The organism is [Clostridium] innocuum (assembly GCA_012317185.1).
Taxonomy (GTDB): domain Bacteria; phylum Bacillota_I; class Bacilli_A; order Erysipelotrichales; family Erysipelotrichaceae; genus Clostridium_AQ; species Clostridium_AQ innocuum.
This window is the reverse complement of record CP048838.1, coordinates 3,065,618-3,088,918: the sequence shown is the minus strand read 5'-3', so window position 1 is coordinate 3,088,918 and position 23,301 is coordinate 3,065,618. Positions and strand designations below refer to the sequence as shown.

The window sequence follows — 23,301 nt, the reverse complement described above, 5'->3', positions numbered from 1 at the left end:
CTATAATGGATGTAATGTTTATGAATAAAGAAATTAGGAAACATATGACAACATTATTTCAGAGTAAGAGAAAAATCACTCTCAAAGGTAAGCTAAAAGCTGTTTGGAAATTGAGCATTCCAGCCATTCCAGCACAGCTTACTTCCATCATTATGTAGTATATTGATACTGCAATGGTAGGCGGATTGGGTGCTGATGCTTCCGCTTCGATTGGTATCGTATCCACCAGTACATGACTATTGGGTGGACTATGTATTGCGGCGGCATCTGGCTTTTCTGTACAAGGAGCACAACAGATAGGTGCAGGTGACAACAAAAAAGCACGTTTGATTTTAATACCGGATTATTGATAACCATAAGCTTTTCTATTTTTCTAACGATATTTGGAATCAGCGTTAGTATTTCCCTACCTAGATGGTTGGGAGCATCGAATGATATTTATAAAAATGCATTCCTTTATTTTTTAGTTTATGTAGCCTTACCTGCTCAACAATTAAATGTATTATCAAGTTCCATGTTACAATGCAGTGGTAACATGAAAGTTCCTAGTATACTAAATGCTATCATGTGTGTCTTGGATTGTTATTTAATCTAATTCTAATACGATTCTATGGTGTACTAGGGGTGGCTATTGGAACAGCTTTATCACAGATCATTATTGGCAGTTGGATGTTTTGGTTTGTCTGTTCATTCTAAAGTTCTAAAAATCAATATCTCTGGGAAATTTTCTATAGATAGATCTATCGTAAAAAATGCCATTTACATAGCTTTTCCTATGGCTTTAGAGCATACTGCTGTTTGTGGCGCCATGATTTGCGTAACACGTATCATTGCTCCATTAGGTACCATCGCTATTGCAGCGAATTCTTTTGCGGTTACAACAGAAAGCCTGTGTTATATGCCTGGATATGGTATAGCAACAGCAGCTACGACTTCAAAGTATAGGAGCAAATGAAAAAGAACTTGCAAAAAGCTATTCTAATATTGCTATATTGTTTGGAGCGCTACTTATGACAGGTATCGGTTTATTGATGTACGTTGATTGTCCTTTTCTTTTTCAGATGTTAACCTATGATCTACGAGTACAGAAACTAGTAACGGAAGTGTTAAGGATAGAGTCATTTGCCGAACCACTTTATGCTGTATCAATCGTAGCATCAGGAGCTCTTAGGGGTGCAGGAGATACCTTCATACCAAGTATCATGAACTTGGTCAGCATATGGTGAGATCGTTTGACACTATCCCTTATACTTGTAAAAGGATGGGGATTACATGGTGTATGGTTTGCTATGTCCAGTGAACTATGTATACGTGGATTGCTTCTACTATATCGTCAACAGAAGGGCAACTGGTTAAAGAATTTCTAGAGCAATAAAAATGTGTGGAGGACAGTGCATGAAAAAATTCTTATCAATAATGTTAGTGGTGTGCTTTCTACTAACGATCACAACAGGGTGTGAGAGTAATCGTCAACAAGCAGATGAAAAGAGTAGTACCAATACTATGGAAACCAAGAAAGAAGAAAGTGATATGCAAATTCAGATACAAGGAGAAAATGATGAAACCGTTATTTTTCAATTAAATGATTCTACTGCAGCTAGCTCCTTATACGATCAGCTTCCAATGACGATCGATGTGGAAGATAATAGTGATGATGAAAAAATATTTTATCCTGATAAAAAACTTGATACCAGCAAGACACCGATGGCAAAAGGTCCAATTGGTACACTCGCCTATTATGAACCATGGGGAGATGTTGTTATGTATTATGATGATTGCGGTGGAGCTAGTGGTCTATATGCACTCGGAGAAGCAATCTCTGGCATTGATCAAATTAGCCAATTGAGTGGTTTAATTGAAATCACAAAATATTCAGAAAACACAAAACAGGATGATGATACGGCTAAGCAAAATGAAGACACACAACCAACAGTAAAAAAAGATGAGACTTTTTCAATAGAACAGAGTGATGGTATGCATCATATCCAAATCGCTATAGGTTCAAAGACTTTTACAGCTTCACTTTATGATAATGATACAGTAAGGGAACTGTTAAGACGTTTTCCTATGTCTTTGCAAATGGATGAATTACATGGTAATGAAAAATATTATTATTTTTCAGAGGGTCTATCATCCTCAGCACAAAGTGTATCTCAGATTTATACTGGCGATTTGAAGCTCTTCGGTAATGATTGTCTTGTGTTATTCTATAAGGATTTCCCAACTTCCTTTTCTTATACTTCATTGGGACACATTAATAACCCACAAGGACTTTCAGAAGCATTAGGAAATGGAAGTATTCAAATTCAGTTTCGTTTAATTGAATGATTATTTTATAAAATGCTGTCTAACTTTGATTAGGCAGTTTTTTTATCTTTGTTATTCATGCTATTGATATGCTTAATAGTTATATGAATGTATTTGATATGAGTATTTGATGTTGTACACGGTTACGCTTACAATAAAGTTGTAAAGAAAAGCTATCATGATTTCTTTAAAGAGTTTGTGAAGCCTCACGATGATACAAAAAAGGGAAGAAGGTAGATGGTTTCAAAGAGAACAAGTGTGAAAGTGTAATTTTGTTCATGAGATTTATAATAGAGAGGAGGAATTATTTCATGGCAAGTAAGTACGACGGATTAGCTAGAATTATTATGCAGAACGTGGGTGGTACAGAAAATGTAAAAGCATTAACTCATTGTGTTACGCGACTTCGTTTTCAGTTAAAAGATGAAAAGAAAGCTAATACAGATGTATTAAAAGAAACAGAAGGTATCGTTACAGTGATTCAGAATAGTGAGCAATATATGGTAGTGATTGGTAATCACGTTCCAGATGTATATGAAGCGGTTGTAAAGCGTGGCCATTTAGAGGATATTGTAGATGATGGAATGTCACATAATGAAGAGAACGGTAAAGGAAAACAAAAGCCTTTGGACGTTTTTGTAGGTATTGTAACCAGTGTCTTCACTCCTATACTAGGTGTGTTAAGTGCCTGTGGTATCTTAAAAGGTTTGTTGGCAATGTTTGTGGCATTTGGAGTTTTATCTACTACAAGTGGAACATATAACTTTCTTTACTCTTTATCAGATTCACTATTTTATTTCTTGCCAATTATCTTAGGGTATACAGCGGCAAAGCGTTTTGGTATTTCGGAATTGGAGGGTCTGGTTATCGGTGCCACAATGGTATATCCTAATCTATTGAGTGGTGGACAATTGGATATATCAAATATCTTCGGTATTCCAGTAACTATGCCGGCTGCTGGCGATTATACCAGTAGTGTGATTCCAATTATTTGTGCGATTGCATTCGCAGCGTGGTTTGAAAAACGTTATAAACGCTTTATTCCAGATACGATCAAAAATTGTTTACGATTCCTTTTATCACTTGCCTTGTGACAGTATGTATGACATTCTGGATCATTGGTCCAGTGGCATCCACAATTTCTGATGGGCTAGGTATGGTATTTACAGCAATCTATGAGTTCAGCCCAATCTTAATGGGATTTATAGTAGGTGGATTATGGCAGGTATTGGTTATGTTTGGTCTACATTGGGCAATCACACCATTGATGATCAATAACATACAGACATTAGGGTTCGACACGATTATGATCGGAATGTTTGGTGCATCCTTTGCACAGACAGGGGCAGTTATTGCAATCTATTTAAGAAGCAGGAATAAGAAAACAAAGTCATTATGTATTCCGGCAATTGTATCTGGTTTAGCAGGTGTGACTGAACCAGCCATCTATGGTATTACACTACCTAAGAAGAAACCATTTATCATTACCTGTATCGTATCAGCAATCACAGGAGCTATCATTGCGGCCTCAGGCGCAAAATATTATATCGTACCAGGAATGGGCGTGTTTGGTTATACAGCCTTTATGAATACACAGACACAAAATATTACAGGCATGATCTGGGCAATTGGTGCATCTATCTTAGCTTTGGTTGGTGGTTTTGCAGCGGTTTATCTGACATATAAAGAAAAAGAAGTTAAGAAGCTTACCACTCAATTGAAAGATGCTGTTTCTGCAGCGATTGTTTCGCCAATGCATGGCAAAGCTATCGCCTTAAAAGAAGTGGAAGATGAAGTGTTCAGGGGTGGAAGTCTAGGACAAGGCGCAGCAATCATTCCTACAGAAGGGAAACTATATGCACCAATCGATGGAACAATCGCTATGGTATTTCCAACTGGTCATGCCATTGGAATCAAAACGATAGATGGTCTTGAGATTCTTATGCATGTAGGTATGAATACCGTTGAATTAAATGGAAAAGGATTCAATGCTAAGGTAAATCCAGGAGATCATGTCGTTCATGGAGATTTACTACTCGAATTTGATATAGAAGAAATTCAAAAAGCTGGCTATTCAGTAGTGACACCAATCGTGATTACAAATTCTAATAGTTATCATGAAGTATTGCCAGATGTTTCTGGTGAATCCATTCATGTAGGCGATAAACTGATTACAGTTAGATAGGAGAAAAGAAGATGAATAAAACGTTTAGAAAAGATTTTTTATGGGGTGGTGCTACAGCCGCCAATCAATTTGAAGGAGCATGGAATGTGGATGGAAAAGGACCTTCCGTATCTGATATGTGCACCAACGGGTCCTATGAGGTACCAAAGAGAATCACAAATACAATAGAAGAAGGTACTTTTTATCCAAGTCATGAGGCTTCTGATTTCTATCATCATTATAAGGAAGATATAAAATTGATGGCTGAAATGGGTTTTAAAACATATCGTCTATCTATTGCATGGACAAGAATTTTTCCAACAGGGATGGAAGAAGAGCCATTAGAGGAAGGTCTGGCTTTTTATGACAAGGTCTTTGATGAGCTGAATAAATATAGAATTGAACCACTTGTCACCATTTCACATTATGAAATGCCATACGCCCTTGTAGAAGAGTTCAATGGATGGGAAGATCGCAGATGCATCGATTTCTTTCAGCGTTATTGTGAAGTGCTATTTGAACGTTATCAGAACAAAGTAAAATACTGGCTTACCTTTAATGAAATCAATGCGGGAACCATGCCAATGGGGAATGTACTATCTTTAGGAACTGTGAAGGGATTTACAGGTGCAATTCTTGATTTCCCAGACAATCCTGAAGTACGTTATCAAGCATTGCATCATCAATTAGTAGCAAGTGCAAAGGTTATAAAGCTGGCTCACGATTGTTATTCGTCTTTTAAAATGGGAAATATGATTTGTTTTCTTACTATGTACCCATTGACTTGTAATCCTGATGATATGATGAAGACGCAAAGAGAAATGCAGATGGCAAATTGGTTCTGTTCAGATGTACAGGTACGTGGAGCATATCCATATTATGCAGATCGATTCTTTGAAGAAAATAACATTCATATTAAGAAGATATCAGAAGATGAGCAAACGTTAAAGGATGGGTGTGTTGACTATTACACATTCAGCTATTATATGAGTAATTGTGTCGCAGAAACTTCTGATGCGGAAATCAAAGGTGGAAATCTAACAGGCGGACTGAAGAATCCTTATCTGGAAGCAAGTGACTGGGGTTGGCAGATTGATCCAAAGGGATTACGTTATACATTGAATGAAATCTATGCACGTTATGAAATACCTTTAATGGTTGTAGAAAATGGTCTTGGTGCTTATGATAAGATAGAAGCTGATGGCAGCATCAACGATAGCTATCGTATTGATTATATGCGTTCTCATATTGAACAGATGAAAGAAGCTGTGAAAGATGGTGTTGATCTGCTTGGATATACACCATGGGGATGTATTGATCTTGTAAGTGCTTCAACGGGAGAAATGGCAAAACGCTACGGGCTTATTTATGTAGATAAATATGATGATGGAACCGGCACGTTAGAAAGAAAGAGAAAGCAGTCTTCTTACTGGTATGAGAATGTAATTTATAGTAATGGAGAAACACTATAAAAGATAATATAATATTCTGTTATGTTTTGTATAAATAAAAATGAAACAGGTAATCTCTGAAATGTCATTAAGTTAGAGAGACAAAAAATAAAAGGTATCTAAAAACGGCATCTATAAAAATCAAATATAGGTGTCTTTTTTTATGCAATGACTTGACAAATCTATAAAAATCGAGCGTTTCGCACTTTTGTAAGGATGTATAGGAGCTGTTCTTATATGAACCTTACAAAAGCTTTCCTTTCTTTATGTTTCACTTTCAGAAAAGAACGGAGGTATTCATCTCATGTCTTATTTCTCCAGTAAACTCTTACATACTTTTGATGGTATGTTAAAGGATGCAGATCGTCTTAAAAATGAACTTCATTTTGTTACTCGTGAGGGTTCTGACTTTTCACGCAAAGCTCGTAAACTTTCTTTTAAAGATACGATCAGATGCATTTTGTCGATGTCGGGTAAACCTATTCGTGAAGAATTACTTGATTTTTTTGATTATGGTAAGCATACCCCTACTGCTTCTGCTTTCGTCCAAGCCCGTCCAAAAATCACTCCCTATGCTTTTCACTTTCTTTTTGATGAAATCAATAAAAGCTTTCCTTCATCCCTTACACATAAAGGCTATCGTCTTATCCCTATCGATAAAAATGATATGGATACTTTATACACTTCTGGTTCTAAAGGAAAACACTTGTCCAGTTATCATATTAATGCGAGTTATGATATTCTCAATCATCGCTATGTAGATATGATTATTCAAGGTATTTACAGCTTAAATGAAATGGAAGCAATGTGGACTATGGCTTCCCGTTTCCACGAGAATAAAACAATTTTTATTGCGGACAGAAACTACGCTACTTGGAATAATATGGCTTATATCATGAATTCTGACAGATATTTTTTGATCCGCTCGAAAGATATTCATTCCCATACGGGTATTTTGAAAAAATTCAATTTCCCGGATGAAGAATTTGATGAAGATATCTGCATTTCACTGACAACTAAGCATACAAAAGAAATAAGGATGCATCCTGAATCATATCGTCTTCTCTCTACGACTTCCACATTTGATTTCTTGGATGAATTATATCCTTACTTTACAATGAGATTTCGTGTTGTACGGTTCAAATTAGGAAATCGTGAGGGATATGAATCTATTGCAACGAATCTCGATCGTGAACGTTTCTGCACTGCTGATATTAAAGAATTATATCATCAACAATGGGGTATTGAAATCTCCTTCCGGCATCTGAAATATTCAGCGAACTTATTTGCGATCCACGCCAAAAAACGTCTGAATATTCAACAGGAGATATGGGCAAGAATGATTTTATATAATATGTCATTCATCCTGATCATGCATGTCGAGAATGAAAAAATAAATAACAAAGACAGAAAAACAGAATATAAATATGCGATCAATATCACGAGACGATTCATCATTGCCGTAATTATATACGACGGTGTAAAAGAAAAGGCGGGATTCCGCCTGATCTTGAAACCCCCATTTCAAATGAAGTATTGCCGATTCGCCCCGATCGCAAGTTTCGTAGAAATGTGTGTGCACAATCTGTTATGTGCTTTAACTATCGCTTTTCATAAAAGCAACTTTATTATAACGCTATTTTAAAAAAGATGCTTGTGAAAGTATTTTTGTCATGCCTAATTTTCGTATATACCATCCTAAAAAAGGAAGAATCTTTTTCTTTCTTTTGTTTTTTGTCTCTCTAACTTAATGACATTGGATAATCTCTGTTTCATTTTTTTAGATCCTTTTGCATTTGAATCAGATATTTTTCGGCAGCTTTGGAAAATATCTGGTATTTTTTCCAAACTAATGACATGCGAGCATCCAAACTTGGATATAGTGGGCGAAAACAAAGTTTAGAGTCACCTGTAACATTGATGATATTATCTAAGGCAATTGCATACCCAATACCTGATTCCACCATAATGGATGCATTATACAAAAGATTATAAGTGGCTATGATATTGATTTCTGATTGATCTCTTTTTAGCCATTTATAAATATCATCTTCATGATTGATTGAATTACGATTACAAATCAATGGCTTATCCCATAAATCCTCTGGTGTAATAACTTCTTTTTCAGCTAGTACACTATCCTTCCTCATAAGGATACCATAGATATCTTTCATTGGAAGTTCTAGATACTCATATTTTGTTTTATCAATAGAACCCAATAACAGGCCAAAGTCAATGAGTCCTCTGTCCAGTTCTTCCAAAACATCAGTTGTATCACCACTAGCAATATGAAAACGAATATTTGGATAACTTGTTTGTAGTTGTATTGCGCTATCCGTAAGGATATGGATCGCATGTGTTTCTCCTGCCCCGATATAAATATCTCCCTCACTAATATCATCGCTCAACGCAATCTCATCTTCTGTTTTCTTTACTAGCCCTATGATTTCTTCAGAACGTTTTCTAAGAATCATCCCCTCTTCTGTCAATGTGATTTTACGATTGCCACGAATAAACAATTGTTTTCCTAGTTCATCTTCCATATCTCTGATTTGCCTGGATAATGTTGGTTGTGATACATGCAGAAACTCAGCAGCTCCAGATATGCTCTGTTCTCGTGCGATAGCTAAAAAATATTGAAGCACTCTTAATTCCATAGTACGAACCTCCTATCTATCAAAATTATAACACGATTTGCTATGCTTGTAAAACATAGGTAGATATTTGATATAAGTATTTGTATGAGTGAAACTTGAATGATAGAATACAAGTATCAAAGGAAAGGAGCTGATAAAATGAAAAAAAGATACCTGATTATTAACTTCATTTTTCTTATAGTAATAGCTGATATATGGTTTATAACGCAGAAAGGAAGAGATGAGGCAATGATAAAACGCACACAACAGACGACAGGACAAGGCACTATGGCAGATGTTAAGCCCACTGCTTCCTTAACCCAGTTGGAAGAAGGACTTTCTGTTATTCGATATGATGGAGATTATGGCTTTCAAGGTTTTTTAGAAGCTGGAGGTGCAACTTCAGATGATGGCGTTTTGAATTATTTGATGGATCATGTTGTGGATGTTTCTGATTTGGATATCATACAAGGATTGTTTGGTTGCAGTACGATACAGACAATCAATGAGCATCAGGATATCCTGTTTGGAAGAAACTTTGATTGGGAAAACAGTGAAGCCCTGATTATGGAATCACACCCAATTGATGCATATGCTTCCATTTCTACTGTAAATCTTGATTTTATCCAGAGTGGTACCTCTGTTTCAATCAATCGCTTACCGGATGATCTTCTTGCGCAAGTTGCTATGTATGCTCCCTTAGATGGGATGAATGAAAAAGGACTGGCTATTTCAGTTAATATGATTCAGGATTCTGATATAATCGAACAAAACAAAAGTACACAAGATCTAACAACGACAACAGCAATACGGTTGATTCTAAATCAGGCTGCCGATGTAGACGAAGCGATAACTTTATTACGAGCGTATGATATGCACTCTTCTATGGGGATGATGATTCATTTTGCGATTGCAGATGCAAAAGGCAAAAGTGTAGTTGTGGAGTATATCAATGATGAAATTAATGTGATAGAAACACGTGCGGTAACAAACTTCTATTTATCACCCGGAGAAAAACAAGGAATCGGCACTTCCCAATCACATGAGCGTTACGATATTCTGATGGATCTCCTTGATACAAATCAAACAATGAATATGGAGCAAGTAAAAGATGCTTTGGATAGCGTGAGTAAAGATAACTTTGGTGAATTTGAATCTACAGAGTGGAGTATTGTCTATAACCTGAATCAAAAGGAAATTCACTATTATCATAGAGAAAATTATAATCAGCGCTATGTATTTCATATAAGCGAATAAGATGGAGGAATCAGATATGAATTATTTTAAACTACTATGGGAGCTTCGATCTCTTAAAAATAATACAAAGAAAACAAAAATACAAATGGAAAAGCTACAGAAGGAAAAGTTATCTAAGATTCTTCATTATGCATACGATCACTCCGATTATTATAGGACTGCATTTATGCAAGCAGGTATTACAAAACAGACCATTGATATCACTCCTATTTCAGAGTTTCCTTCTATCAATAAAAAAGAGCTTATCAAACATTTCGATAAACTAGTTACAGTTGATGATGTGAAACAGAGTGAGTTGCAGGTTTTTGATGAACTTGAGGATACGGAAGATACGTTTAAAAATAATTATCATGTCGTTCATTCCTCAGGAAGTACAGGAAAACCAGGATATTTTATTTATGATGAACAGGCATGGAATCATATGCTGCTAGGAATTATTCGCGGAGCATTATGGGATATGAGTATGTGGGATATTTTGAAGTTATTATGGAAAACACCACGTATCGTTTATATTGCAGCATGCGATGGACGTTATGGTGGTGCTATGGCAGTTGGTTCAGGTATCGAAGGTGTACGTGCATTACAGCTGTCTTTGGATATTAAACAACCGCTGGATGAATGGATCAATCAGATTCAGAAATTTAAGCCAAATATCGTAATAGGATATTCGTCCGCTATCAAGATACTTGCAGAACAGGTATCCACAGGCAAAGTAAGCGTTCAAATCAAAAGAATCATATCCTGTGGAGAACCATTGAATGCAAATCTTCGCTCCTATCTGGAACAAATCTTCCATTGTGATATTGTAAATTTCTATGGTGCTAGTGAATCCCTTGCTTTAGGTGTTGAACTACATGGAGAGGAAGGAATGTATCTGTTTGATGATATGAATTATATCGAAGTGGAGAATGGCAAAATGTATCTGACCTCTTTATATAATTATGCACAGCCATTGATTCGCTATGAATTATCAGATCGCCTCGTATTTGATGAATGTGATGATCATTATCCATTCTCGAAGATTAAAAATCTGGCAGGGAGAAACGAAGATCTGATGTGGTTTCAAAATGAACAGGGAACCAGAGAATTTCTTCATCCACTAGCAATCGAAGGATTTTGTATGGAACATATGCTGGATTATCAATTCATCCAAAAGGATGAACACTCTTTTGAATTGGACATCGAAGTGTCTAACGAAGAGTATAAGGATACGATACAAAAAAAGATGACGACATCAATAACATCCATGTTAAAAGAAAAGCGGCTTGACTATGTAGAATTTGCTATATCTTTTGTAGATGAGATACTTCCAGATAACCGTACTGGGAAAAAACGACTGATTATTTTAGAAAAAAAAGGAGTAACTATATGAAACCTGTGATTTTGGAAGGCAGCGGAATTACAAAGAAATTCGAAGAAGCAGATACTCCTGTTTTAAATAACGTAAATATAGAGCTATATGATGGTGATTTTACGGTTATTATGGGAGCATCGGGTGCTGGAAAATCTACACTACTTTATTCTTTAAGTGGTATGAATACGATTGATGAAGGAAAAATCTTGTATAACGACGATGATATTACGACCTTTCGCGAAAAGCAAAAAGCGAAACTTCGCTCAGATGCATTTGGTTTTGTGTTTCAGCAGACCAATCTAGTCAGTAATTTAACATTGTTAGAGAATGTTGCGGTAGCTGGATATCTAAATAAAAAAAGAACAACAAACGAAACGGATGAGAAAGTAAAACAACTTTTGAAACAGATGGATGTAGCACATGCGATGGATCGCTTACCATCGAAAGTATCTGGTGGTGAAGCACAAAGAGCAGCCATTGCTCGTGCTATTATCAATGATCCAAAGATGTTATTTGCGGATGAGCCAACTGGTGCATTGAATCGGAGAAATAGTGACGAAGTATTATCCATTTTGCAGAAACTGCATGAGCAAGGACAAAGTATTCTGATGGTAACACACGATATGCATGCCGCAGCATATGGAACCAGAATCCTATATATGGAAGATGGAAAAATCTTAGCAGAAATGAAGCTTGCTTCTATGATAAAAGATGATTTGAAAGAAAGAGAAGCAAGGATACATGAATGGCTTACATCTTTAAAATGGTAGCGGAGGTGTATGCATGAAAAATAGAATATTGATCAAGGCAAATAGTAAACGTCATAAGGCAGTGATGATAGGAATATTCGCTATCATGGGGATGGTATCCCTTACGCTGATCAGCGTTTTAACACTTTGGCTGAACACCAATTCCTATGTTACAACAGAGATGGATCGTTTGCAGTATGGTGATATCACGGTATGGACACAAGGCATTCCTGATCAGGATAAATTATTAGAAGAAATCAATCAGCAGCAGGATGTTGCATCTGTTTCTGTACAACAGCTGATTTATTCGGATTACATCATCAATGACACAGAATCAGATAGTGAAGGACAGTTGATTGTCTACAATCCACAAGAGTTTCCATATCGTATCTTCAATGAAACAATGAATGGATATCAAAAAGAATCTATAAGCATTCAAGCGGGTGAAATTTATATATCCCCATCCTTACGTTCTACCTTTGATATCTCCATTGGTGATGAGATAAGTTTTGCAATAGGAAGAGCAGGAAATGAAAAAACATTTACTGTGAAAGGAATGTATGAAGATCCTTTCATGGGCAGTTCTATGATTGGTATGAAAGGATTTTTGATTAGTCAGATTGATTATGATGAGGCTGCTGAAAGAATCAATCAGGCGGATATGGATGCACTTGCCAGAACAGGGCAAATGATTCATGTTAAGCAAAGTGATCAAAGTATATTAAACAATATGCAGTTCAATCAATACTTAAATAGTGAAACACAGTTAAGTGAGTATACGGAGTTTGTCCACAGCAAAGAAGCAATATTAGGATTCATGCTCATATTGCAGAATGCATTTACAGGATTGTTTTTTTCCTTTGCATTGATCCTACTTATCATATCAATGATTATTGTAGGATATAGTATCAGTGCAGTCATCGAGCAGGATCAAAAAAATATGGCTATATTGAAAACGATTGGTTACAATGGAGGCGTACTTCGACAGAATATGAAAATGCAATATCTCCTAGTCATCGCTATTGGATTATCAGTAGGAATATTACTGTCACTTCCAATGATTCCAGTAATTAGTAAGATGATGATATCTTTTGCAGGTATACAGACACCAGCAACACCTCACATACTTTTGTGGTTCTTCATTCTTCTTGGTATATTGTTTGTCTTCTATGGATTTATCCATTTTAAAACAAGGAAAATTGATAAAATACCGCCAGTAAAGGTGATACAAGAAGAAACAAATGGGAACTCTACTAGCAAGAAAACAAATAGATTACGTGGGCGTTGGTTGATGTTGAGCATTTCTATGCGTCAGTTGCTGAGTGGAAAACGGCGATATTTAAGTGTCGGAGTCACTACTGTGTTGCTGGTGTTCATCATTTCAATGATTGGCAGAATGAATACGTGGCTTGGTCCAGATGGAAAAGGCATGATGGATGCATTTAATCCCTCAGATCTTGATATTGGTGTACAGTTGCTTGGACAACATGAACAAGATGAAATGGAAAACTTGATTCAAAATTATACATCAACCATAGATAGTTATGCTCTGGCAATGCCAGGTGTGGCCGTTGACGGTGTGGACTATACAGCAAATGTGATCACAGAGCCACAACGCTTCCATATACAAAATGGTACTACGATTCAAAATGCGAATGATATCGTAATAACAGAAATGATAGCGGCAGATCGTAACCTACATGTAGATGATCAAATCACTGTTTCCTATAATGGGCAAACGGCAGATTATCGCATTGCGGGAATCTATCAGTGTGCAAATGAAATGGGCGGAAATATTGGAATGAGCAGGGAAGGTTTTCAACGAATTGGTAACATAACTACGGATATGTGGTGTCACCATTATTTTTTGGAGAATGCAAATCAAAAACAGGGTTTGATGGATGCGTTGGAAGCAGCTTATGGTGGAGATGTCTATCTTCATGAAAACACATGGCCAGGCTTATTCAGTATCATCACTGCGATGCAGATGCTGCTAATTTTCATGTATGTAGTGACAGCAGTATTTATATTGATTGTTACGATTCTTACGGGAAACAAGATATTCATATCAGAAAAACGAAATCTATCAGTTTATAAAGCATTAGGATTTACGACAGGACAATTGCGTTTCACATTCGCGATTCGTTATGGAATCATTGCAGGAATAGGTTCCATGATTGGAACATTCATGAGTTTTCTGTTTACAGATACACTTATTGGCAGCTTAATGAAATTATATGGAATCAGTAACTTTGCTTCCCATCCGGATGTGATATCTATCATCCTACCTGGAATGATCGTTTCAGAATTGTTCATGCTGTTTGCATATCTGACATCAAGAAAAATAAAAAAATTAAATATCAATGAATTAATTTCTGAATAAATAAACACGCATATACAAATGCGAAAGGAGAACACATCTATGAAAAAAAATAGAAAAAGAGTATTATGTATGATCTTAGCAGCAGGATTTTTAATGGCTGGATGCAGTAGTTCTGATGATAATAATACATCGTCATCATCATCTGCAAATACACCAACAACCAATGCATCATCATCAGTACCAACAGAATTTATACCAGAACTAGAAGTAAGCTTCGGGCGTGATGGAGAACCATTCACAATGAACTTATATGATAATGATACGGCACGTGCAATATCAAGATATGTAGGAACAAGCGATTGGAATCTTCCAATCTACCATTATGATGACTATGAAAACTATGAAGTTATGCAATATTATGATATTCCAGATCGCTATGAAATTCCTTCTAATCCTGAAACAATCACTTCTGAGAAGGCTGGAGAAGTTTATTACTCTGCACCAAATCGTATCGTGCTGTTTTATAAAGATGCAACTGTAACTGGCGAGTATACAAAACTGGGAACTTTTGATGCGACGCAAGAATTTGTGTCTGCGGTGGAAAACAATCCAGTTGTAGAAGGGTGGAGCAATAAAATTGTTTCGATTCGACCTGTAAATTAAGTTGTTCACGGAGGTGTATTTATGGGATTGATTTCATACGTGAAAGAAGAAATACATGTGATTGAAGGGCGAGATCCAGCGTTTCGCTCTCCAATTGAGGTATTATTATATCCTGGCTTCAAGGCATTACTCCATTATCGCTTGGCACATCGTTTATATCTAAAAGAAAGATATTTTATGGCGAGATGGATATCACAGCATGGAGCTAAGAAAACAGGCATTGAGATACATCCTGGCGCTGTTATTGGAAAAGGCTGTTTTATTGATCATGGAAATGGCATCGTGATTGGAGAAACAGCAGTTCTTGGCGATAATGTTACATTATATCAGGGTGTAACACTTGGAGGAACAGGAAAGGACAAAGGAAAACGTCACCCTTCTTTAAAGGATAATGTCATGGTTGGTGCTGGTACACAAATTCTTGGTGCAGTAACAATTGGTGAGAATAGTAAAATTGGTGCAGGCTCAGTTGTTTTAGAAGATATACCCGATAATTGTACTGTGGTAGGGATTCCTGGAAGAATTGTAAGAAACAATACAGTGACATAAGCATAGGAAACATGTCTTACGGTTATATTTAAGATCGATACAATTGATAAGAAAAAGGGAAGTGGTCATATGGTTGAGAAAACAGATAAAAACATCTTAAAGATGGAAGAATGTGGATGTAGAAGAGATATTATTGATGTGTATACGAAAACAGATGAAAAAGAAAATAAAGTGGGGATGATACAGACATTCGATAAATATCGACAGGAACTCCAAGGAGAAATAGATGAGGATTGTAAATCTATTGATAATATTGATTATTTAATCTATAAAATAGAAAAAAAGAAATGAAGGAGGAATTCATGATTATTGAATATTTCGTAAATGGAGTGCTGATTGGCTTGGTTTTTGGTATGCCAATCGGTGCGGTAGGAGCTATGAGTATACAACGAACGATCAATCATGGCGTAGTCGCTGGTTTCATCAGTGGAGCAGCATCTTCCTTAGCGGATGTTTTATATGCTTGTGTTGGAGCTTTTGGATTGACTGTGATTTCTGATTTTCTTTTGACATACCAAATGCCAATCCATCTGATTGGCGCATATTTGATGATCTTGATAGCGATAAGAATGATCACAAAAAAAGAAATGATGCTATCTACTGAGAAAGCTGATGTGAAAGATTATTTGAAAATGTTTCTTTCTTCTTTTGCAGTGGCAATTACAAATCCAGCAGCAATCATTTCCTTTCTATTTGCATTCTCTGTATTCGGTATTAACGGTACACCTGGTTTCATTGATGGAATACAATTAGTCACTGGAGTATTTCTTGGAACTTTATGTTGGTGGTTATTGCTTGTGGTACTTGTTAATTTTATGAAAAAGAAATTGACGGAGAAATGGTTGTATAGATTAAATGTATTGTTTGGCTTGATTTTGATCGTATTTAGCTGTTGTGTTTGTATTAAGACATTATAGAAAATTTCAAAAAAGAAATAATTGGGATATTTATAGGTACCTATGATGTAAAGATTGCCCAGAAGGTAATCATTTTTGAGAATATAAAATGGAGGATAAGCAACATGAAATTAGAGGAGTTATGTAAGCAGTATGGTATTCCAATAGCTCTCGTCTATCAATTTATAAGGGAAGGAATTTTAGATGATTTAAAAGCAGATATAAAGGATGATGTTTATGGAAATGAGGCAGTGCAAAGGTTAGATTCCTGTATATGTCTACATTCTTTGGGACTTGATGTAAAGACGATAAAAAAATATATTTTTTTGGAACTATCTGATGAAGATACTCGTTCCGCAAGAATTAAAATCTTACGGAAACATCGTGATGAAAATCTAGAGAATGTCCATAAGACAAAAAAAGTCATGGATTGTATTGACTGTGTTTTACATGAATTGAAATCAGATATGAATTGACTGTTAAGTAAGGGAGAAGCGTTATGAAGAGAAAAGACGTAGTATCATTTTTTTGGTTGTGTTGTTATTTCATACTGTTATATGGTGGTCTTCATATTTTTTTACAACAGATAACTATTGTAATGAAAATAGATTGGCTTGTATACAGCAAAATAGCATAATTGATACCATATTGATGATCAATTATTCAGAAACGATACATTTTCAAAATTCTATAATACAACAATTATGAAAGAAGGATATATGATGGAGTATATTACATTGAATAATGGGATAGAGATGCCACTGCTTGGATTGGGTACATGGAATTTAAACGGACAAGAGTGTGTAAATATAGTAGCGACTGCAATAGAACTTGGCTATTGTTTAATTGATACTGCTCAGATGTATGGAAATGAAAAAGAAGTTGGCAAAGGAATCAAACGAAGTAACACAGAACGTGAAAAATTGTTTGTTACTACGAAGCTATATCGGAAAACAAATAGTTATGATGCAGCAAAAAAAGCAATCAATGAATCTTTGTGTAATTTAAGACTAGACTATATCGATTTGTTATTGCTTCATGAGCCATATGCAGAGGGGAATGACATGTATAAAGCATTGGAAGAAGCATATCGAGAAGGAAAAGTTCATGCGATTGGGGTTTCTAATTATGATCAAGAATGGTTTGAAGCGTTGATAAAACAATGCTCAATTGTTCCATCTGTAAATCAAGTAGAAACGCACCTATATTATCAAAAATGGGATCTACAAAACTATTTAAACTCTCAAGGAACTGCTATGCAGGCTTGGTCTCCACTGGCTCAAGGGAAAGCGGATATCATGCATCATCCACAACTACAGGAGATTGCTTATAAGTATCATAAGACAGCATCGCAGATAGCACTTCGATTTTTAACGCAAAGAGGTATTTCTGTAATACCGAAATCTAAAAGAGGGGAGAGGCTAATAGAAAATATAAGCATTTTTGATTTTCAATTATCGGATATAGAAATGCAAGAAATAAGAAAATTAGATAAGAATGAAACATTGTTTTCATGGACTTTAAGTTTTTAGTAGAGATTGAAAAGAACTATATCAGTAGCACAGGTATTCTTCATTGGATGCCTTTTTATAGCATTGTCTCTTCTCCTATTGAACAAATGAATTACATATGCTTTTTGGTTATGCCAATATATTTGATATAGGTATTTAACATTTATGAAAGAAGGCATTATACTATAAGTGTAAAGAAAACAAGGAGGAACATTATGAATAAAAAAGTATTAGTTATATCTACAAGTATGCGGCAAAAAGGTAACTCTGATCAACTTGCAGATGAATTTATAAAGGGCGCAGAAGATGCTGGTCATACTGTTGGAAAAATTACGTTGTATGATAAAGCAATCCATTTTTGTAAAGGGTGTCTAGCATGTCAGAACAGTACACAAGGGCATTGTGTATTTCAGGATGACGCCGATGCAATTATAAAGAAAATGGCAGAAGCCGATGTGATTGCATTTGCAACACCTATCTACTTCTATGAGATGAGTGGTCAAATGAAGACATTACTTGATCGAAGCAATCCGCTGTTTCCAATCGCATACAAATTCCGCGATATCTATTTGTTAACGAGTGCTGCGGATGGTGAAAAAAGTGCGATGGATGGTGCAATTAAAGGATTGCAGGGATGGATCGACTGTTTTGAAGAAGCAAGATTAAAAGGAGTTGTATATGGGACGGCATCTGATGCCATGAATGCTATTCTAACACATCCAGAAACCTTACAGGCGGCATATGAGATGGGTAGTCATGTATAAGAATGGATCAGTAAAAAAATATGCAATGATGTTGATGAACGAAGATTTCACATCACAAGATACTCAATTAAATATTCCAGGTATTGAGCATCATATATTCACAGTTTGTTCAGCGGATCAAGCAATTGAATTAGCAAAGAAGCTGACAAAGGAAGGCTTTGGAGCTATTGAGGTATGTGGCGCATTTGGAGAAGAACTTGCAAAACTCATGCATCATGCAACTGGTGAAATGATTCCTGTAGGTTATGTAAAATATCCTAAAGAGCAGGAAAGAAGTCTTCAAATATTTTGGGAAAGTTAACAGGAAAGGGAAAGATATTATGAAAAATAAATTGATTATATTTATTTTAACACTAGGCGTTTTTAGCATTATCAATACAGAGATGGGAATCATTGGCATCTTGCCCCTAATATCAACCCATTATGGTATTACCATTACTGATGCTGGATTATTGGTAAGCTTATTTGCACTAGTTGTAGCATTCGCCGGACCAACCATGCCACTACTATTCTCAAGAATGAATCGAAAAAAAGCAATGATCACGGTGTTAGGTATGTTTACAATTTGTAATATAATTGCAGCATTCGCGCCTAATTTTATGGTTGCTTTAGTCGCTCGTGTATTACCTGCGTTTTTTCATCCAATCTATGTATCATTAGCACTTACAGTTGCTGGATCATCTGTGAAGGAAAAAGAAGCACCAAAAGCAGTATCGAAAGTTTTGATGGGTGTATCAGCAGGAATGGTACTTGGAGTACCTATCGTTAGCTTTATCGCAAATTCAACATCATTGAAGGTAGGAATGCTCTTCTTTGCAATCGTTAATGCAATTGCTTTGGTAACAACTTTCCTATTCATTCCAACCCAGTCTGTTTCAGAGCGTTTGACATATGGTGAGCAATTGAAATGCTTGAAATTTCCGATTACCTGGATTTCAATTCTCGGCGTTGTATTTCTAAATGGTTCTATATTTGGTGTCTATAGTTACCTTGCAGAAATATTAGGAACAGTAACTAAGATGTCAGAAAATACCATTAGTATCGTATTGCTGGTACACGGTCTTGCCAATATTGCAGGTAATATGATTGGTGGTAAAGAATTAAGCAGAAGACCTTTGCGCTTTGTACGACACTTTCCCATTCTCCTCGGAATTGTCTATATCGTACTGTTTTTCATGGGAGAGCTTACGATACCGATGGTAATTCTTACATTCATATGGGGTGTGCTTGCAGGAGCAGCTGGAAATATCAATCAGTATTGGATAACGAGTGTAACCTTTGATTCTCCTGAATTTGGCAATGGATTATTCTTAGCTGCAACAAATTTAGGAACAACGATAGGAACAACAATGTGTGGATTGTTCATCACATCTGTGGGAATCAATTATGCAATTTTTGGAGGTATGTTGTTGCTGGTACTGAGTTTTTTATTGATTTTATTGAGAATTGTGAAATATCGTCAGATTTCATAGAAACATGTATCGATATCTTTGATTTTAAAAAGATAAGATGTCATGTAATTTTGCATTATAGTGATGTGTTAGTTATAAGTTAAAATAAAAAGATAGACAATCTGGAATTTTGTACAAGGGCTATAAAAAAAGATAAGTTGATTGTCGAGAAATACGAAATTTCAACACATATAACGAAGAAGTAAAATAACAAATAGGAGGAGTTCAAATTGGAACAGATCAAACAAATGTATTTAACAGGTGAAAGAGCATTATTTCATGCACTAGATAAGGATGTACAAGATTGTACATTTGCAGATGGAGAATCTCCATTGAAGGAAAGTAGGAATATAAAATTAAACAATAGTACTTTTAAGTGGAAATACCCATTATGGTACAGCCAAGATATCTACTGTATTCACACAACCTTGATGGAAACAGCGAGATCAGGAATCTGGTATACAAAAAATATTACAATGAAGAATTGTTTTATTCAGGCACCAAAGACATTCCGCAGATGTGAGGGTGTTACCTTGTTAAATGTGCAGCTTCCAAATGCAGAAGAAACATTTTGGAATTGTAAAGATATCAAATTAAAGGATGTAACAGCATGTGGAAACTATTTTGCAATGAACTCAGAGACTTTACCCTTTCTGGAAACTATTCCTTTGATGGTGCGAAGAATATCGAAGTTCATAATGCAAAACTTTTATCAAAGGATGCATTTTGGAATTGCGAAAATGTTACAGTTTATGATTCTTTGATCATTGGTGAATATCTTGGTTGGAATTCTAAAAATGTACGCTTTGTCAATTGTACGATTGATAGCTTACAGGGCATGTGTTATATGGATAATGTTGAACTTGAAAACTGTAAACTATTGAACACAACACTGGCTTTTGAATATTCAACCGTCAAAGCAGACATTGTATCAACGATTGACAGTATCACAAATCCTTATGAAGGAATGATTCGTGCAGAAGAAATCAAAGAAATTATTTTTGAGGAAGCATATGTTGATCCGGCAAAAACAAAAATTGAAACAAGGGAAGTGCTTGCATGAAATTTAACTTCGATGCGTTAATTGACAGAAGAAACACCAATTCCATGAAATGGAATGTAAAAGAAGATGAAATCGCGATGTGGGTTGCGGATATGGATTTTCAAACCGCTCCATGCGTTCAGCAAGCTATTCAAAAGAAAGCAACTTTGGGTATCTATGGATATAGTGAACTTCCTGAAGCTTATTTCACGAGTTATCAGCAATGGTGGAAACAACGACATCAGTTTGAAATAGATAAAGATTGGATGATGTTCAGCAGTGGTGTAATTCCTGCAATATCATCCATCGTTAGAAGGATGACATCACCTGCAGAGAAGATATTGGTTCAATCGCCGGTATATAATATCTTCTACAATTCAATATTAAACAATGGAAGGGAAGTCATCTCATCAGATATTGTATATGAAGATGGTACCTATCACATAAGTTTTACGGATTTAGAACGAAAACTTCAGGATCCACAGACAACGATGATGATTTTATGCAACCCTCACAATCCGATTGGGAAAATATGGGGCAGAGAAGAATTGACTAGAATTGGAGCACTATGCTATGAACATCATGTACTTGTTGTAAGTGATGAGATACATTGTGATTTAACCGAGCCAGGATACAATTATACTCCCTTTGCATCAGTGAATGAACAGTGTAAGCAAAACAGTATTACCTGTATTTCTGCCAGTAAGGCTTTCAACTTAGCGGGATTACAGTCTGCATGTGTTGTAGTTCCTAATTCTGTAATTCGCCATAAGGTTTGGCGAGGGCTAAACAATGACGAGGTTGCAGAACCAAATGTATTTTCCTGTGAGGCAACGATTGCGGCCTTTCTTGATGGTGCCTCATGGTTAGATGAATTGAGAACTTATATCAGCGAAAATAAAAAAGCAGCAAAGCAATTCATCAAAGAAAACTTACCACAAATACAGTTAGTCGGGTCTGAAGCAACCTACCTTTTATGGATTGACTGTCACACGATACATCCATTTGTGGATATGTTTTGTAAGTATCTTCGAGAAAAGAAGAAATTGCTAATTTCAGATGGTGCCGGTTTCGGGAAAAATGGTGAGGATTTTATACGAATTAATGTGGCATGTCCACAGGAACGGATGATGGATGGCCTTAAAAGACTGAAAGAAGGTATCGAAGAATTTACGGAAGAATATATAAGACTATGCTAAAATACGAATTACGCAACGAAGAAAGGACGTGGAAAAATGATAAGAAGTGCAAAAGTTATTCTTGCTGTTATAGCAATGATACTTCCTACATCATTTTTAGAGGTGAATGCACACTGTAATTGCTATGATGTGCTTACTGATTCCACAGTTGATCTGTCAGAAATAAAATATAAATCAACTGATCGATATCCTCAGACTGCTATTCATGACATCGTTGCAGATTTTCTTATAGACAAGAATGAAGGTAAGCAAAAAAAAGTTCTGGTATTGGGCTATGATGGTTATCGTGAAGATGCGTTAGAAAATATATTTGGTATGGAACAGAGTGCCGTAAAAAGGATAGCTAAGGAAGGCGGACTATTTCATAGTTATGCAGGTGCTAATGGAAACCAAGATACAAGTACTGCTCCAGGTTGGTTATCAATACTGAGCGGCAAATGGGCATATCAATTAGGTGTTCAAGATAATACTGGTCTAAAGGATGCAGGTACAGCCACTTTTTTGAATGATGCAGTATCAGCGGGATATCCATCTACTTTTATTGCTTCCTGGGCACCTCATTTCGATGTTACTTACCAAGAAGATATTATGAATGCTGAGGGAAAAGCGGTCTATCAGCAAATGGACAGTGATGCGGAAACATTAGAAACGTTGCAAAAAGCGTTGCAGGATACATCCGATTCTTCCTATGACGTCATCTTTGCGACTTTGGAGTATAGTGATCATGCAGGACATTCCATTGGTTATGGAAATGATGTGGATGAATATGTAGGCGCATCGCAGCAAGTGGATAGAGAAGGTTATAAACTTTTACAAGCAATCTATGAGCGTGATAGTTATCAAGAAGAAGATTGGTTGATTATTATTACGACAGATCATGGAGGTAGTGGCAGTGATCATGGTGGTCAAAGTAGTGAAGAAGTAAATACATGGTTCGCAGTAAATAAAGATGTAATGAATATATTAACAGAATCTAAATAAAACA

The 23,301-nt window shown here is 36.0% G+C and carries 25 protein-coding genes and 1 pseudogene; 25 read left to right on the top strand and 1 reads right to left on the bottom strand.

Annotation, left to right across the window (positions count from 1 at the left end):
* The first annotated feature begins 20 nt into the window (after positions 1 to 20).
* From G4D54_15075 to G4D54_15035, 9 genes are all read left to right on the top strand, one after another.
* Positions 21 to 158, top strand: a complete 138-nt coding sequence (locus G4D54_15075; protein ID QJA03667.1) for a hypothetical protein — start codon at positions 21 to 23, stop codon at positions 156 to 158.
* A 188-nt stretch (positions 159 to 346) separates the two neighbouring features.
* A complete protein-coding gene (locus tag G4D54_15070) occupies positions 347 to 595 on the top strand; it encodes a hypothetical protein (GenBank protein ID QJA03666.1) in 249 nt (82 codons plus the stop codon).
* Between the two features lie 36 nt (positions 596 to 631).
* Positions 632 to 955: a hypothetical protein gene (locus G4D54_15065; protein QJA03665.1), complete on the top strand. Its 324-nt coding sequence runs from the start codon at positions 632 to 634 to the stop codon at positions 953 to 955.
* Positions 942 to 1,226: a hypothetical protein gene (locus G4D54_15060; protein QJA05211.1), complete on the top strand. Its 285-nt coding sequence runs from the start codon at positions 942 to 944 to the stop codon at positions 1,224 to 1,226. Before G4D54_15065 ends, G4D54_15060 begins: the two co-directional genes overlap by 14 nt.
* A 169-nt stretch (positions 1,227 to 1,395) precedes the next feature.
* Positions 1,396 to 2,328, top strand: a complete 933-nt coding sequence (locus G4D54_15055) for a hypothetical protein (GenBank protein ID QJA03664.1) — start codon at positions 1,396 to 1,398, stop codon at positions 2,326 to 2,328.
* Between the two features lie 290 nt (positions 2,329 to 2,618).
* Entirely contained in the window at positions 2,619 to 3,401 is a 783-nt protein-coding gene (locus G4D54_15050; GenBank protein QJA03663.1) for a PTS transporter subunit EIIB, read from the top strand.
* Positions 3,398 to 4,492, top strand: a complete 1,095-nt coding sequence (locus tag G4D54_15045; protein ID QJA05210.1) for a PTS transporter subunit EIIC — start codon at positions 3,398 to 3,400, stop codon at positions 4,490 to 4,492. Before G4D54_15050 ends, G4D54_15045 begins: the two co-directional genes overlap by 4 nt.
* Positions 4,493 to 4,503: 11 nt before the next feature.
* Complete coding sequence (locus G4D54_15040; GenBank protein QJA03662.1) at positions 4,504 to 5,943, top strand: family 1 glycosylhydrolase; 1,440 nt, start codon at positions 4,504 to 4,506, stop codon at positions 5,941 to 5,943.
* A 283-nt stretch (positions 5,944 to 6,226) separates the two neighbouring features.
* Positions 6,227 to 7,567, top strand: coding sequence for a transposase (locus tag G4D54_15035; GenBank protein ID QJA03661.1), 1,341 nt, complete (start codon positions 6,227 to 6,229; stop codon positions 7,565 to 7,567).
* Positions 7,568 to 7,694: 127 nt separating this feature from the next.
* On the opposite strand, the gene G4D54_15030 is transcribed toward G4D54_15035, so the two are convergent.
* Positions 7,695 to 8,579, bottom strand: coding sequence for a LysR family transcriptional regulator (locus tag G4D54_15030; GenBank protein QJA03660.1), 885 nt, complete (start codon positions 8,577 to 8,579; stop codon positions 7,695 to 7,697).
* 138 nt (positions 8,580 to 8,717) lie between these two features.
* Here G4D54_15030 and G4D54_15025 point away from each other — a divergent pair, with 138 nt between their 5' ends.
* From G4D54_15025 to G4D54_14950, 16 genes and pseudogenes are all read left to right on the top strand, one after another.
* Complete coding sequence (locus G4D54_15025; protein ID QJA03659.1) at positions 8,718 to 9,815, top strand: linear amide C-N hydrolase; 1,098 nt, start codon at positions 8,718 to 8,720, stop codon at positions 9,813 to 9,815.
* A 16-nt stretch (positions 9,816 to 9,831) separates the two neighbouring features.
* A complete protein-coding gene (locus tag G4D54_15020; GenBank protein QJA03658.1) occupies positions 9,832 to 11,187 on the top strand; it encodes a phenylacetate--CoA ligase family protein in 1,356 nt (451 codons plus the stop codon).
* The gene (locus tag G4D54_15015) at positions 11,184 to 11,939 is read left to right on the top strand and encodes an ATP-binding cassette domain-containing protein (GenBank protein ID QJA03657.1); all 756 of its coding nucleotides are present in this window, start codon (positions 11,184 to 11,186) and stop codon (positions 11,937 to 11,939) included. The genes G4D54_15020 and G4D54_15015 overlap by 4 nt, the downstream gene beginning before the upstream one ends.
* 13 nt (positions 11,940 to 11,952) lie before the next feature.
* Positions 11,953 to 14,301 (top strand): FtsX-like permease family protein, encoded by a 2,349-nt coding sequence (locus G4D54_15010; protein ID QJA03656.1) that lies wholly within the window; start codon positions 11,953 to 11,955, stop codon positions 14,299 to 14,301.
* A 39-nt stretch (positions 14,302 to 14,340) separates the two neighbouring features.
* Positions 14,341 to 14,904, top strand: coding sequence for a hypothetical protein (locus G4D54_15005; GenBank protein ID QJA03655.1), 564 nt, complete (start codon positions 14,341 to 14,343; stop codon positions 14,902 to 14,904).
* A gap of 21 nt (positions 14,905 to 14,925) precedes the next feature.
* Positions 14,926 to 15,453: a serine O-acetyltransferase gene (cysE, locus tag G4D54_15000; protein ID QJA03654.1), complete on the top strand. Its 528-nt coding sequence runs from the start codon at positions 14,926 to 14,928 to the stop codon at positions 15,451 to 15,453.
* Positions 15,454 to 15,522: 69 nt separating this feature from the next.
* Positions 15,523 to 15,744, top strand: a complete 222-nt coding sequence (locus G4D54_14995; GenBank protein QJA03653.1) for a hypothetical protein — start codon at positions 15,523 to 15,525, stop codon at positions 15,742 to 15,744.
* Between the two features lie 11 nt (positions 15,745 to 15,755).
* Positions 15,756 to 16,370 carry a LysE family transporter gene (locus tag G4D54_14990; GenBank protein QJA03652.1) on the top strand — a complete coding sequence of 205 codons (615 nt, stop codon included), beginning with the start codon at positions 15,756 to 15,758 and terminating at the stop codon, positions 16,368 to 16,370.
* A gap of 104 nt (positions 16,371 to 16,474) precedes the next feature.
* Positions 16,475 to 16,825, top strand: coding sequence for a MerR family transcriptional regulator (locus tag G4D54_14985; protein QJA03651.1), 351 nt, complete (start codon positions 16,475 to 16,477; stop codon positions 16,823 to 16,825).
* 246 nt (positions 16,826 to 17,071) lie between these two features.
* Positions 17,072 to 17,881 carry an aldo/keto reductase gene (locus tag G4D54_14980; GenBank protein QJA03650.1) on the top strand — a complete coding sequence of 270 codons (810 nt, stop codon included), beginning with the start codon at positions 17,072 to 17,074 and terminating at the stop codon, positions 17,879 to 17,881.
* 194 nt (positions 17,882 to 18,075) lie between these two features.
* On the top strand, positions 18,076 to 18,624 hold the full coding sequence (locus tag G4D54_14975) for a flavodoxin family protein (protein QJA03649.1): 549 nt from the start codon (positions 18,076 to 18,078) through the stop codon (positions 18,622 to 18,624).
* The gene (locus G4D54_14970; protein QJA03648.1) at positions 18,602 to 18,925 is read left to right on the top strand and encodes a hypothetical protein; all 324 of its coding nucleotides are present in this window, start codon (positions 18,602 to 18,604) and stop codon (positions 18,923 to 18,925) included. Before G4D54_14975 ends, G4D54_14970 begins: the two co-directional genes overlap by 23 nt.
* A 19-nt stretch (positions 18,926 to 18,944) precedes the next feature.
* Positions 18,945 to 20,096, top strand: a complete 1,152-nt coding sequence (locus G4D54_14965; GenBank protein QJA03647.1) for an MFS transporter — start codon at positions 18,945 to 18,947, stop codon at positions 20,094 to 20,096.
* 209 nt (positions 20,097 to 20,305) lie between these two features.
* Positions 20,306 to 21,138: pseudogene (locus G4D54_14960) on the top strand (DUF3737 family protein).
* Entirely contained in the window at positions 21,135 to 22,316 is a 1,182-nt protein-coding gene (locus G4D54_14955) for a pyridoxal phosphate-dependent aminotransferase (GenBank protein QJA03646.1), read from the top strand. The pseudogene G4D54_14960 and the gene G4D54_14955 overlap by 4 nt, the downstream one beginning before the upstream one ends.
* A gap of 36 nt (positions 22,317 to 22,352) precedes the next feature.
* Entirely contained in the window at positions 22,353 to 23,297 is a 945-nt protein-coding gene (locus tag G4D54_14950; protein ID QJA03645.1) for a hypothetical protein, read from the top strand.
* The last annotated feature ends 4 nt before the right edge of the window (positions 23,298 to 23,301 follow it).

Bases quoted from the DNA above. Each gene is read 5' to 3' on its own strand.
- G4D54_15075 (QJA03667.1), top strand. From the start codon at position 21: ATGAATAAAGAAATTAGGAAACATATGACAACATTATTTCAGAGTAAG.
- G4D54_15055 (QJA03664.1), top strand. From the start codon at position 1,396: ATGAAAAAATTCTTATCAATAATGTTAGTGGTGTGCTTTCTACTAACG.
- G4D54_15050 (QJA03663.1), top strand. From the start codon at position 2,619: ATGGCAAGTAAGTACGACGGATTAGCTAGAATTATTATGCAGAACGTG.
- G4D54_15040 (QJA03662.1), top strand. From the start codon at position 4,504: ATGAATAAAACGTTTAGAAAAGATTTTTTATGGGGTGGTGCTACAGCC.
- G4D54_15035 (QJA03661.1), top strand. From the start codon at position 6,227: ATGTCTTATTTCTCCAGTAAACTCTTACATACTTTTGATGGTATGTTA.
- G4D54_15030 (QJA03660.1), bottom strand. From the start codon at position 8,579: ATGGAATTAAGAGTGCTTCAATATTTTTTAGCTATCGCACGAGAACAG.
- G4D54_15025 (QJA03659.1), top strand. From the start codon at position 8,718: ATGAAAAAAAGATACCTGATTATTAACTTCATTTTTCTTATAGTAATA.
- G4D54_15020 (QJA03658.1), top strand. From the start codon at position 9,832: ATGAATTATTTTAAACTACTATGGGAGCTTCGATCTCTTAAAAATAAT.
- G4D54_15015 (QJA03657.1), top strand. From the start codon at position 11,184: ATGAAACCTGTGATTTTGGAAGGCAGCGGAATTACAAAGAAATTCGAA.
- G4D54_15010 (QJA03656.1), top strand. From the start codon at position 11,953: ATGAAAAATAGAATATTGATCAAGGCAAATAGTAAACGTCATAAGGCA.
- G4D54_15005 (QJA03655.1), top strand. From the start codon at position 14,341: ATGAAAAAAAATAGAAAAAGAGTATTATGTATGATCTTAGCAGCAGGA.
- cysE (QJA03654.1), top strand. From the start codon at position 14,926: ATGGGATTGATTTCATACGTGAAAGAAGAAATACATGTGATTGAAGGG.
- G4D54_14995 (QJA03653.1), top strand. From the start codon at position 15,523: ATGGTTGAGAAAACAGATAAAAACATCTTAAAGATGGAAGAATGTGGA.
- G4D54_14990 (QJA03652.1), top strand. From the start codon at position 15,756: ATGATTATTGAATATTTCGTAAATGGAGTGCTGATTGGCTTGGTTTTT.
- G4D54_14985 (QJA03651.1), top strand. From the start codon at position 16,475: ATGAAATTAGAGGAGTTATGTAAGCAGTATGGTATTCCAATAGCTCTC.
- G4D54_14980 (QJA03650.1), top strand. From the start codon at position 17,072: ATGGAGTATATTACATTGAATAATGGGATAGAGATGCCACTGCTTGGA.
- G4D54_14975 (QJA03649.1), top strand. From the start codon at position 18,076: ATGAATAAAAAAGTATTAGTTATATCTACAAGTATGCGGCAAAAAGGT.
- G4D54_14970 (QJA03648.1), top strand. From the start codon at position 18,602: ATGAGATGGGTAGTCATGTATAAGAATGGATCAGTAAAAAAATATGCA.
- G4D54_14965 (QJA03647.1), top strand. From the start codon at position 18,945: ATGAAAAATAAATTGATTATATTTATTTTAACACTAGGCGTTTTTAGC.
- G4D54_14955 (QJA03646.1), top strand. From the start codon at position 21,135: ATGAAATTTAACTTCGATGCGTTAATTGACAGAAGAAACACCAATTCC.
- G4D54_14950 (QJA03645.1), top strand. From the start codon at position 22,353: ATGATAAGAAGTGCAAAAGTTATTCTTGCTGTTATAGCAATGATACTT.